Raw genomic sequence first — 11546 nt, 5'->3', positions numbered from 1 at the left:
GGGGGGGGGGCCCCGGGGCGGGGGGGGGGGGGGGGGGGGGGGGGGGGGGGGAGGCGCTCACCGGCGCTGACAGGGTGCCGCTGCGCCCACCCGTGCCGCCCCAGCGGCACGATTGCCCGCAGTCGGGGCAGGCAGCTGGGACGGCTCGGGCGCTGGGGTGCCGGCGATGAGCCCCTCCCTGAGGGGCCCATCGCCGGGAAGGCCGCAGGTCAGGGTGTGCCCGACCGTACCTTTTCCGGTTCCGGGACCGTCATCCGCACCGGTTCCGTGCCCGTCGCGCTGTGGCGGGACGCCCAGTTCTCGAGCGCGGTGCGGCAGGCGTGGTCGAGGTGGTGGAGGCCGGTGAGGTGGAGTTCCACCGGGCGGTCCTGCGGGAGGGACTCCAGGTTGTCGAGGATCTTCGGCAGGCGGAGGAAGGTCGCGTTGCCGGAGAGGTAGGCCTGGACGGGGCCGGCGCCCTTGTCGATGACCTCCAGCTTGATGTGCGAGGCCTCCCAGGCGGTCTTGGCCACGGAGAGGGCCAGACCGATCAGTACACCCTCGAACATGTTCACCGCGACGATCGCCACCGCCGTGGCCACCAGGATCAGCGCCTCGCCCCGGTGGGTGCGCCACAGGGAGACGACCGCGCGGAACGGGATCAGCTTCCAGCCCGCGTGGACGAGGATGCCGGCCAGGGCCGGGAGCGGGATCAGGGCCAGGGCGCCCGGCAGCAGGGCCGCGAAGAGCAGCAGCCAGACGCCGTGCATGACCCGGGAGGCCTTCGTCCTCGCGCCGGCCTGGAGGTTGGCGGAGCTGCGCACGATCACCGCGGTCATCGGCAGCGCGCCCAGCAGCCCGCACACGGTGTTGCCGGCGCCCTGCGCCATCAGCTCCTTGTCGTACTCGGTGCGCGGGCCGTCGTGCATGCGGTCCACGGCCGCCGCGCTGAACAGGCTCTCGGCGGAGGCGATGAGCGTGAAGGCGAGGATCGTGCCGAGGATCGCCACGTCCGCCAGCGCGCCGAAGGCGTCCAGGCCCGGAGGCTGGATCGCGTCCAGCAGGCCCTTCACCTCGACGTTCGCCACGGGGAGGCTGAAGGCCAGGGAGGCGAGGGTGGCCAGGAGGACCGCGGCGAGCGCGCCGGGGACCAGCTGGACCTTCTTCGGCAGGCGCTTCCACAGCACCAGCACGGCGATGGTGCCCGCGCCGATCGCCAGCGAGGCGAGCGCGGCGGTGCTGCCCATGGCCTCGGCGAAGGCGCCGGGCAGGCCCGCGATCTTGTCGATGCCGGAGGCGGGGGCCTTCAGGCCCGCCGCCGCGTACAGCTGGCCCGCGATGATCACGAGGCCGATGCCGGCGAGCATGCCCTCGACGACGGAGACGGATATGGCGCGGAACCAACGGCCCAGCTTCAGCGCGCCCATGGCGAGTTGAAGCAGGCCGGCGGCGAGCACGATCACCCCGAGGGCGGGCACCCCGAACTGGCGTACCGCCTCGAAGACCAGCACGGTCAGACCGGCCGCCGGGCCGGAGACCTGCAGGCTGCTGCCGGGCATCAGACCGGCGACGAGACCGCCCACGATGCCGGTCACCAGGCCGAGTTCGGCCGGGACCCCGGAGGCGACGGCGACGCCCACGCACAGCGGGAGGGCGACCAGGAACACGACGAGCGAGGCGCCGAAGTCCTGTCGCAGGTGGGGGAACCTGGAGGTGAGGGGAGACTTGGAGGGTATGGAGGGCATGGAGGTCCTGGAGTTCTTGTCGGTCGTCTCGGACATCTGGCCGCCGCTCACAGGGTCTCGAACTTGTCGGTGTCCGCGCGGTGTTCGCGCACGGAGCCGGTGTGGACCTCGTAGTACCAGCCGCGCAGCCGCAGTCGGCCGTCCGCGAGGCGCTTCTCCACACAGGGGTAGGAGCGCAGACGCAGGAGCTGGCTGAGGACGTGGCACTGCACACCGTCGGCGACGGTCGGGTCCTCGACCGCCCCTTCGGGGCGCGGAGTCGCGTGGGCCAGCCAGTCGCGTACGGCCGGTACGGCGTTCAGGTCGTCGCCGCGGACCAGGGCGCCGACGGCGCCGCAGTGCGAGTGTCCGCAGACCACGATGTCGGTGACGCCGAGAACCTCCACGGCGTACTCGATGGTGGCCGTCTCACCGGTGGGGCGGTCAGAGGCGTACGGGGGGACGATGTTGCCGGCGGTGCGCAGCTCGAAGAGCTCGCCGGGGCGGGCGCCCGTGATCAGGGCCGGGACGACCCGTGAGTCCGAGCAGGTGATGAACAGGACCTCGGGGGACTGGCCTTCGGCCAGCCTGGCGAACTCCTCAGGGCGCTGTCCGAACGTCCGGGCGTTGTCGATGAGGGGCTGCATGATGTGGTGACTCCTCCTGGCGCGCCTCGACGGCGCGTCGGGTTTGCACGGCAGAGTGTGGGGGGAAACAGGCTCCGCGGCTCAGCAGCGGAAGACCTGGAGAACGGCCGGGGTGTGGGCCGTGAGGGATCTCGACGCCCGGTGGTGCCGGGTCGGGGGCCGTTCGGGTTCGCTCGCGGCCGCCGGGTTCTCCCCCGGCGACGGACGCGCGGGCGCCCCGGTGACGGTGTGCGTGTGTGCGCGATGCCGGTCGCGTGTGCGGAGAGGACCGGTCGGGTCCTGCGAGGGTGCGCACGCGCGGTGGGTGACGGCCTTGTCACGCACCGGCTTCGCTGTGAGGGTGTTTCCGGGCTCGGCCTTGGCCTTGGCCTGGCCGGGTGTGTGCGCGGCTGCGAAGGATGCCGTGGGAGCGAAGAACGTGAGGGCGAGCAGGACGGCGGCTAGGGCCGAAAGGGCGGTCCGGGTCGTCGTACCTCGCAATATGAGCCTCCTCACTGGCAGTTCCCGGTGTCTCCCACGCGTCGACAGTTACCCGACTTGGTCAACCGATGGTCAACCGCTGGTCAAGAAACACGTTAACCCTGCAAAGTTGTTTGCAGGGTTAACTTAACGTTGCGAGCTGAAGAGAGCCTGAAAGGCGAGGGTGGGTTGGCCGGAATCATCCCTTGACCTGGGGGAGTTGTCCTGAGCCGGTCCACGGCCGGAGCCTGTGGGGTCAGTGCTCCACGAGTCGCCTGGCGTCGCGCGCGAGGGCGGTGAGGCGGGAGATGGCGCGGAAGTACTTCTTGCGGTAGCCGCCGTTCAGCATCTCCTCGCTGAACAGCCGGTCGAAGGGCAGCCCCGAGGCGAGCACGGGCACCTCGCGGTCGTACAGCCGGTCGGCGAGCACCACGAGTCGCAGGGCCGTGGACTGGTCCGGGATCGGCTGGACGTCCGTCAGGCAGACCGCCTTCAGGTCGTCCGTGAGCGCGCCGTACCTGCTGGGGTGGACACGCGCGAGGTGGTCCAGCAGATGCGGGAAGTCGTCGAGCGAGGCGCCCTCGGTGGCGTACGCCGCCTTGGTGACCTCCTCCTCGGAGTACGGCGACGGGGCCTCGGGCAGACCGCGGTGGCGGTAGTCCTCACCGTCGATGCGCAGGGAGCGGAAGTGGGCCGACAGGCCCTGGATCTCGCGCAGGAAGTCGACCGACGCGAATCGGCCCTCACCGAGCTTGCCCGGCAGGGTGTTCGAGGTGGCGGCCAGGGCCACGCCCGCGTCGACGAGCTTGCCGAGCAGGGTCGACACGAGGACGGTGTCGCCCGGGTCGTCCAGCTCGAACTCGTCGATGCACAGCAGGCGGTGTCCGGAAAGTGTCTGGACCGTCTTCTGGAAACCGAGGGCGCCGACCAGGTTCGTCAGCTCCACGAAGGTGCCGAAGGCCTTGAGTGAGGGCTCGGCCGGGGTGGCGTGCCAGAGGGAGGCGAGGAGGTGGGTCTTGCCGACGCCGTAGCCGCCGTCCAGGTAGACGCCGCGGGGGCCGGCGGGCGCCTTGGGGGCCTTCGCCCTGGCGAAGCCGAGGAAGCCGCGCCTGCCGGCGCCGGTCGCGTGTGCCCTGCCGAGGCCCGCCGCGAAGCCGCTCAGGACGCGGACGGCCTCGGTCTGGCTGGGCTGGTTCGGGTCCGGGATGTACGAATCGAAGCGGACCGAGTCGAAGCGGGGTGGCGGCACCATCTCGGCGACGAGCCGGTCCGCGGGGACGTGTGGCTCGCGGGTGCACAGGGACGAGGGGGCCGCTTCGGGTATCGGGCCGATTCCGGACACGGTGGCTGAGGACGACGACACGGTTACCGAGTCTAAGGGTCGTGCCACACTGCACGACATGCGACGCCTGCTCCCTGTGACCGAAGAGACAGCGGCCCGGACGCCGGAAGTGACCGGTGGTGCGAAGGTGACCGAGGTGCGAACGCCGGGTGGGGGCGAGGGCCCGGCGGGGGCCCGGACGCCGGGCGGGATCGGGACGCCGGGTGCGGCCGGGGGGTCGGACCTCGTCGACCGGGAGTGGAGTCTCGGTGAGCTGGCCGTGGCGTACGCCTATCCCGAGCCGGCGCCCGGTGGGCGGGAGCCGTGGCTGCGGGCCAACATGGTGTCCACGCTCGACGGCGCCGCCCAGCACGGCGGGCGTTCGCAGCCGATCTCCAGCGACGCCGACATGCGGATCTTCGGCACGCTGCGGGGGCTCGCGGACGTGGTGGTCGTGGGCGCGGAAACGGTACGCCAGGAGGGATACCGCCCGGCACGCGCGCGGGAGGCGTTCGCACAGGCGCGTCGGGCGGCCGGACAGACACCCGCTCCGGCGGTCGCGGTGGTGAGCGCGAGTCTGGATCTTGACTTCTCGCTGCCGCTGTTCAGCTCTCCGTCGGTCCCCACCATCCTGCTGACCGGTGCGGCCGCGGCCCCCGACCGGGTCGCCACCGCCGAGAAGGCAGGCGTCCGGGTGGTGGTCGCCGGGGACGGCATGGGGGTCGACCCCGCGCGAGCCGTACGGGCCCTCGCGGACCTGGGGCTGACCCGGCTGCTCACCGAGGGCGGCCCCCGGCTCCTGGGCCAGCTGATCGCCGCCGATGTCCTGGACGAGCTGTGTCTGACCGTGTCGCCGATGCTCACGGCGGGGGACGCCCAGCGGATCGCCGGGGGCCCCTCGGTACCGGTGCCCAAGCGGTTCGCCTTGGCGTCGCTGCTGGAGGAGGCCGGGTTCCTGTTCGGTCGTTACCGTCGTACGTGAAGGCGGGACCGTCGTACGTGCAAGCGCGACCGTCGTACGTGAAAGCGGTCGGAATATACCGTTCCGTTTAGCTTTCGCCGGGCACACTAGAACTCTGAGGAGTGAGGGCCCGCGGGGCCCTCCGAGGAGAAGGGCGCCTGTGGTGTCGTTCACGAGCGTATTGATGATCGAGAAGGCTCTGACGTCCGCGGACGTGGAGTTCGTCACGACCCTGCACGGCGACGAGCAGGCCTCCTTCCATGTGCTGCTCCAGCCGCGGGGCAATCAGGCCGACCGGTTGCTGCGGGCCATCGACGACCTCGCCCTCGGTGAGCTGGACGAGGCGACGCGGGAGGGGCAGACGCCGGAGGGGGAGCTGGCGCTCGATGCCGGGGAGCAGGCTCTCGAGGTGTCGTTGCAGGCGTTGCGGGGGGCGGGGAGTTCGGCGGAGGGGCGGTTGATCGAGGATCATCCGCTGGACGCGCTGAAGTCCCTGGTGGAGGAGGTCGGGGCGGACGAGGTGCTGGTGCTGACCGATCCGCACTATGTGGAGGAGTTCTTTCATCGGGACTGGGCGTCTCGGGCCCGGCACAAGGTGGGGGTGCCGGTGCTGAAGCTGTTCTCGCACAGTCGGGCATAGAGGGGGACCCGGCGCCGTCGGGGCTGTTGGGACTTGTCGGGCGCGGGTTCGTCGTGGCCGGTCGCGCGGTTCCCCGCGCCCTTGAAGGGCACGGCCCTGGGCCGGTGCTCTTTGGGGGACCTCCGGCGCAGGCAATAGGCTGGGGGCGTTCATCGGCTTCGTACGTCACTTGGAGAACACGCATGGCACCCGGCCTTCCCAGCGCCATGGAGCGACCGCACTTCATCGGGATCGGTGGGGCCGGGATGTCGGGGATCGCGAAGATTCTCGCCCAGCGCGGTGCCCAGGTGGCAGGCAGCGATGCCAAGGAGTCGGAGACGGCGGAGGCGTTGCGGGCGCTCGGGGCGACCGTGCACATCGGGCATGCCGCCGGGCACCTCGCGGACGACGCGACGTCCGTGGTCGTGTCGTCGGCCATCCGGGCCGACAACCCGGAGCTGGCCCGCGCCGCCGAACTGGGGATCCCCGTCGTCCACCGGTCCGACGCGCTCGCCCGGCTGATGGACGGGCTGCGGCCGATCGCGGTGGCCGGGACGCACGGCAAGACCACGACGACGTCCATGCTGGCGGTGTCGCTGGGGGAGCTGGGACTCAAGCCGTCGTACGCCATCGGCGGCGACCTCGACGCACCCGGGTCCAACGCGTCGCACGGGGGCGGGGAGATCTTCGTCGCCGAGGCGGACGAGAGCGACCGGAGCTTCCACAAGTACGCGCCCGAGGTGGCGATCGTCCTCAACGTGGAGCTGGATCACCACGCCAACTACGCCTCCATGGACGAGATCTACGAGTCCTTCGAGACGTTCGCGGGCCGGATCGTGCCCGGTGGCACGCTGGTGATCTCGGCCGACCAGAAGGGCGCGCGGGAGCTGACCTCCCGGCTGTCCGGGGTGCGTGTGGTGACGTACGGCGAGCGTGAGGACGCCGACGTGCGGGTGCTGTCGGTCGTGGCGCAGGGACTGAAGAGCGAGGTCACGGTGGTGCTGGACGGGCAGGAGCTCGTCTTCACGGTGTCCGTGCCCGGTCGGCACTACGCGCACAACGCCGTGGCCGCTCTGGCGGCGGGCGTCGCGCTCGGGGTGCCGGCGGCGGAGCTGGCGCCCGCGCTGGCCGCGTACACCGGGGTGAAGCGGCGGCTGCAGCTGAAGGGCGAGGCGGGGGGCGTCCAGGTGATCGACTCCTACGCGCACCACCCGACCGAGATGACCGCCGACCTGGAGGCCATGCGGGCCGCGGCCGGGGACGCGCGGATCCTGGTGGTCTTCCAGCCGCACCTGTTCTCCCGCACCCAGGAGCTGGGCACCGAGATGGGGCAGTCCCTGGCGCTGGCGGACGGGTCGGTCGTCCTCGACATCTACCCGGCCCGTGAGGACCCGATCCCGGGTGTGACCAGCGAGCTGATCATCGAGGCGGCGCGGAGCGCGGGCGCGGAGGTCACGGCCCTGCACGACAAGGTGGACGTGCCCGACACGATCGCGGGAATGGCGAAGCCGGGTGATCTCGTTCTCACCATGGGCGCGGGTGACGTGACGGACCTGGGCCCGAAGATCCTGGACCGTCTTTCTGATTGAGGGGCTGAGGCTCATGTCGTACGACGTCGAGAAGCCGGACGAGCAGTGGCGCGCGGAGCTGACACCGGCCGAGTACGCCGTGCTGCGGCAGGCCGGTACGGAGCCCGCGTTCGTCGGTGAGTACACCGACACCAAGACCAAGGGCGTCTACTCCTGTCGCGCCTGCGGCGCCGAACTCTTCACCTCCGACACGAAGTTCGAGTCGCACTGCGGCTGGCCGTCCTTCTTCGACCCGAAGGACAGCGACGCGGTGGAGCTGCTCTCCGACCGGTCGCACGGCATGGTGCGCACCGAGGTGCGATGCTCCCGGTGCGGCTCGCACCTCGGGCACGTCTTCGAGGGCGAGGGGTACGCCACCCCGACCGACCAGCGGTACTGCATCAACAGCATCTCGCTGACGCTGACCGCCGACGAGAGCTGAACACCGGCCGGATCCCGAGCCCCGGTCCCGGAGTGCTGGATCGGGAGCGCAGGTCCCGGTGTGCCGGATCCGAGCCGGATCCGAGCCGGATCCGAGCCGGATCCGAGCCGGATCCGAGCCGGTTTCGCAGGACCGGTTCCGGGCCGGTCCCCGTCGATGTCCCTTCACCTGCCTTCGCCCGTCCGGCCGTTGCCGGGGTTGACCATGTGACTATTGTGTGAAGGGTGTTGACGGGGATCGAGCGGAAGACGCCCAGGTCGAGTGCCCGGCCGGTCACCGGCGCGAAGTCTGCCGGACCGGGCCCGTGGGCCTGATGTGAACGGACTGGTCTACTTCATGGCGGCCGCCGTCGTGTGGACCGGCTTCGCGGTCCAACTGCCCGGTCTGTGGCACGACTGGCGTGATCCGCTGAAGCGCGTGATCTGCGCCGTGGTCTTCCTCGCCGGTCTCTGCTTCGCCCTCGGCGCCCCGCCCACCGTCGGCTTCATCAACCACACCGTCGGCGTGCCCAACGCCGCCGCATGCGTCACCTACGGGGCCATGAACGCCTTCTCCGCCGCGTCCTTCGTCCTGATCGTCCACTGGCGCGGCGCCGACGACCCCGCCCAGCTGCGGCGGGTCTCCCGCAGATGGCTGCTCGTCTACACCGTGGTCATCGTGGTGCAGACCGCGCTCTTCGTCGCCGGTGACGCGCCCGTCGAGCGACGCGCGGACTTCGACACCTACTACGCCGCCACGCCGTTCCTCCGCGAGATGATCGTCCTCTATCTCGTGGCCCACATGGCGGCGGCCTTCACCACCACGATCCTGTGCTGGCGCTGGACGCTGCAGATCAGCGGCTGGACGCGGCGGGTCCTGGCCGTCCTCGCCGTCGGGTGGCTGTGCATCAGCGCGTACGGCGTCGTCAAGATGATCGCCGTCGCCGGCCGGTGGGGCGGGCAGCACTGGGATCCGCTGAGTACCCGGCTGGCCCCCATGCTGGTCACGGTCGGCGCGGCTCTCGCCTCGGTCGGCCATGTCCTGCCGCTGCTGGGGCCGCGCATCGACAGCTTCCTCGCCTTCCTGCGGCTCGGGCCCCTCTTCCGACTCGTCGGCTCCAGGAACACCGGCCGGAACAGACACAACGTCCTGCTGTCCTGGCGCTTCCTCGGCGACGTCGAGCTGCGCCTGACCAGCCGTACGACGGCCATCCGGGACGGCCTGAAGGATGTGTCCGTCCACTTCGACGAGGCCGTCCGGGAGCGCGCCTACCGCCAGGCGCTCTCTCTCGGTTCCACCACCGGCGAGGCCGAGGCCATCGGGGACGCGGCCATGGTGGCCGTCGCCGCGCTGTCCGGCACGGGCGACCACGCCGGGGGGCTGGATCCGGCGGTCCTGGACAGTGTCGCCCTCGACGCCGTCGTCGGATTCACCGGTGGGCACGCGTGGCCCGTGGCCGACGAGCAGAGCCTGGACACCGGCCAGCCGTCGCTGATCCGGATGTCGCGGGCCGTACGCGAGGGTGTCGTGGTGGGGGCGGTCCTCGCGGAGCGCGCGAAGAGCCGACAGGCGTCGTGAACGCGTCACAGTACGAGGCCCGGGCGGCAGGGCGGCCCCACCCGGTGGCGACGAGTGAGGCCCTGTACCTGCTTCCTGTCAGCTTGTCGCCCGTACCGCGTCGACGATCACCGACGCGACCTCCTTGGCGCGGGAGACCGCCACGGCGTGCGAGGCGCCCTCGATCTCGATGACGGTGGCCCCGGCGCGCTTGGCGCCGAAACGCTGGACGTCGGGGTTGATGGCTTCGTCGGCGTCGGCGACGACGGCCCAGGAGCGCTTGGTCCGCCAGGCGGCGGTCGCGGTCTCCTCGGTGAACACCGCTGCGGCCAGCGGGCGTTGCGAGACCGCGAGGATCCTGGTGACCTCGGCCGGGACGTCGGCGGCGAAGATGCCCGGGAAGGCGTCCGGCTTGATCGTGACCTCCACGGCGGGGTCGGCGCCCTCCACGGGGTACGTCCACTCGTCGAGGTTGGCGACGAGCGGGGCCAGCGGGAAGCGGCCCTGCAACTCGCCCAGGCTCTCGCCCTGTTCGGGGACGTACGCGGCCACGTAGACCAGGCCGACGACGTTCTCGGCGGCGCCGGCCACGGTGATGACCGCGCCACCGTAGGAGTGGCCGACGAGGACGACCGGGCCGTCGATCTGGGCCACCGCCGAGGCGACGTACGCGGCGTCGGAGGCCAGGCCGCGCAGCGGGTTCGGCAGCGCCCGGACGGGGATGTCCTGGCTCCGCAGTTCCTCGATGACACCGGACCAGCTGGACGCGTCGGCGAAGGCGCCGTGCACGAGGAGGACGGTGGGGGTGGGGGACATGGTGGGTTCTCCTTCTGGGTGCCGGGTGACCCGGCGGCTGTGGGTCCTTCGGGAGCTTGGGTCGCTCAGCTGCCGTGCAGGGCGGTGCGCAGGGTCCCCGTCGCGAGGGTGACGGCGGCCTCGGCGGCCTGCGTCCCGCGCAGGGCGTTGAGCATGACGAAGTCGTGGATGACGCCCTGGAAGCGCACGGCGGTGACCGGTACGCCGGCCTCGCGCAGCTTGTTGGCGTACGCCTCCCCCTCGTCGCGCAGGACGTCGGCCTCGCCGGTGATGACCAGGGCCGGCGGCAGGTCCGTGAGCTGCTCGACGCTCGCCCGCAGCGGGGACGCGGTGATCTGGGCGCGCTCGGCCTCGTCGGTCGTGTACTGGTCCCAGAACCACTGCATGCCGTCGCGGCGCAGGAAGTAGCCGGTGGCGAACTGCTGGTAGGAGCCGGTGTCGAAGCTCGCGTCCGTCACCGGGTAGAACAGCACCTGCTGGACCAGCGGGACGTCACCGCGCTGCTTGGCCATCAGGGTCAGCGCGGCGGTCATGTTGCCGCCGACCGAGTCACCGGCGACGGCCAGCCGGGCACCGTCCAGGTCCTTGGTGGCGCCCTGCTCGACGATCCACTGCGCGACGGCGTAGTTCTGCTCGATGGCTACCGGGTAACGGGCCTCGGGGGAGAGGTCGTACTCGGGGAAGACCACGGCGGCGTTCGCGCCGACGGCCAGCTCGCGCACCAGTCGGTCGTGGGTGTGCGCGTTCCCGAACACCCAGCCCGCGCCGTGGATGTAGAGAACCACCGGCAGGACGCCCTCGGCGCCGGCGGGCCGTACGATCCGCGCCCGGACACTGCCCGTCGGACCGCCCGGGACGGTGACCCACTCCTCGTCGATCTCCGGCTTCTCGATCTCGCCGGACTGCACCTCGTCGACCGCCTTCCGCCCTTCCGCGGGCGGCAGTTCGAAGAGGAAGGGCGGGTTGGCGGTGGCTTCCGCGAACGCGGCGGCCGCCGGTTCCAGGATCGGCCGGGTCGGCTCGAAGGTGTCGGACATGTGGATCTCCCGATGTGGTGCGATGTGGTGCGATGTGGTGCGGTGCAGTGCGAGGCGCGGGATAGGTGGTGTGTTGAACGAGATACGTGCAGTTTCGTGTGAGATGCGTGGTGCGCCGTGTGAGACGTGCGGCGTGTCGTGCGCGAAACGCGCCGTGCCTTGCGGCGCGCAGCGCTTCGGCCAGCACGCTAGAACCGGAAAGCCGTGGGGAATTGCCCATCAGCGCACCGACACCGGTCCGAGAGCGCACTGACTCAGGAAATTCCGGTCCCGGTGCGCTGTGAGGACGAATGCGGTGGGCGCTGCCGGAACACGGGGACGGCTCCGTTCCGCCTGGCTTCGAGAGCGATGGCGGTTCCCGAAGAGGGGGTTCTCCCAAGTTCAGGCCGAACGGCCGGGGCGGGCCGCTGCCGAGTCCGAGCAACACCGCCGGTCGC

Annotated in this window: 11 protein-coding genes; 5 read left to right on the top strand and 6 right to left on the bottom strand. The window is 71.2% G+C overall.

What is annotated here, in order from left to right; genetic code table 11:
- Positions 1-209: 209 nt before the first annotated feature.
- The 4 genes from AWZ10_RS04255 to zapE form a co-directional block, all read right to left on the bottom strand.
- Entirely contained in the window at positions 210-1724 is a 1515-nt protein-coding gene (locus AWZ10_RS04255; RefSeq protein ID WP_208618444.1) for a SulP family inorganic anion transporter, read from the bottom strand.
- Between the two features lie 47 nt (positions 1725-1771).
- Complete coding sequence (locus tag AWZ10_RS04250) at positions 1772-2350, bottom strand: carbonic anhydrase (protein ID WP_046709718.1); 579 nt, start codon at positions 2348-2350, stop codon at positions 1772-1774.
- 81 nt (positions 2351-2431) lie between these two features.
- Complete coding sequence (locus tag AWZ10_RS04245; protein ID WP_060890468.1) at positions 2432-2830, bottom strand: hypothetical protein; 399 nt, start codon at positions 2828-2830, stop codon at positions 2432-2434.
- 235 nt (positions 2831-3065) lie between these two features.
- Positions 3066-4211 carry a cell division protein ZapE gene (zapE, locus tag AWZ10_RS04240; RefSeq protein ID WP_079104286.1) on the bottom strand — a complete coding sequence of 382 codons (1146 nt, stop codon included), beginning with the start codon at positions 4209-4211 and terminating at the stop codon, positions 3066-3068.
- On the opposite strand from zapE, the gene AWZ10_RS04235 reads away from it, so the two are divergent.
- From AWZ10_RS04235 to AWZ10_RS04215, 5 genes are all read left to right on the top strand, one after another.
- Positions 4210-5112 (top strand): pyrimidine reductase family protein, encoded by a 903-nt coding sequence (locus AWZ10_RS04235; RefSeq protein WP_234360645.1) that lies wholly within the window; start codon positions 4210-4212, stop codon positions 5110-5112. The two genes, zapE and AWZ10_RS04235, sit on opposite strands and share 2 nt — an antisense overlap.
- Positions 5113-5275: 163 nt before the next feature.
- On the top strand, positions 5276-5731 hold the full coding sequence (locus AWZ10_RS04230) for a hypothetical protein (protein ID WP_060890471.1): 456 nt from the start codon (positions 5276-5278) through the stop codon (positions 5729-5731).
- Between the two features lie 182 nt (positions 5732-5913).
- Positions 5914-7299: a UDP-N-acetylmuramate--L-alanine ligase gene (gene murC / locus AWZ10_RS04225; protein ID WP_046705987.1), complete on the top strand. Its 1386-nt coding sequence runs from the start codon at positions 5914-5916 to the stop codon at positions 7297-7299.
- Between the two features lie 13 nt (positions 7300-7312).
- Positions 7313-7720, top strand: coding sequence for a peptide-methionine (R)-S-oxide reductase MsrB (gene msrB, locus AWZ10_RS04220; protein ID WP_037700479.1), 408 nt, complete (start codon positions 7313-7315; stop codon positions 7718-7720).
- Between the two features lie 315 nt (positions 7721-8035).
- A complete protein-coding gene (locus AWZ10_RS04215) occupies positions 8036-9277 on the top strand; it encodes a DUF6545 domain-containing protein (protein ID WP_240439605.1) in 1242 nt (413 codons plus the stop codon).
- Between the two features lie 78 nt (positions 9278-9355).
- Here the strand turns inward: AWZ10_RS04215 and AWZ10_RS04210 are convergent, their stop codons facing one another.
- Together AWZ10_RS04210 and AWZ10_RS04205 are read right to left on the bottom strand one after the other, a co-directional pair.
- Positions 9356-10072: an alpha/beta fold hydrolase gene (locus AWZ10_RS04210; RefSeq protein ID WP_060890466.1), complete on the bottom strand. Its 717-nt coding sequence runs from the start codon at positions 10070-10072 to the stop codon at positions 9356-9358.
- 65 nt (positions 10073-10137) lie between these two features.
- Positions 10138-11109, bottom strand: a complete 972-nt coding sequence (locus tag AWZ10_RS04205; RefSeq protein ID WP_046705985.1) for an alpha/beta hydrolase — start codon at positions 11107-11109, stop codon at positions 10138-10140.
- Positions 11110-11546: the final 437 nt, after the last annotated feature.

Origin of the sequence: Streptomyces europaeiscabiei (genome assembly GCF_001550375.1) — a bacterium.
In the GTDB taxonomy this organism is placed as follows: Bacteria; Actinomycetota; Actinomycetes; order Streptomycetales; family Streptomycetaceae; genus Streptomyces; species Streptomyces europaeiscabiei.
This window is presented reverse-complemented; position numbering and strand designations above follow the sequence as displayed.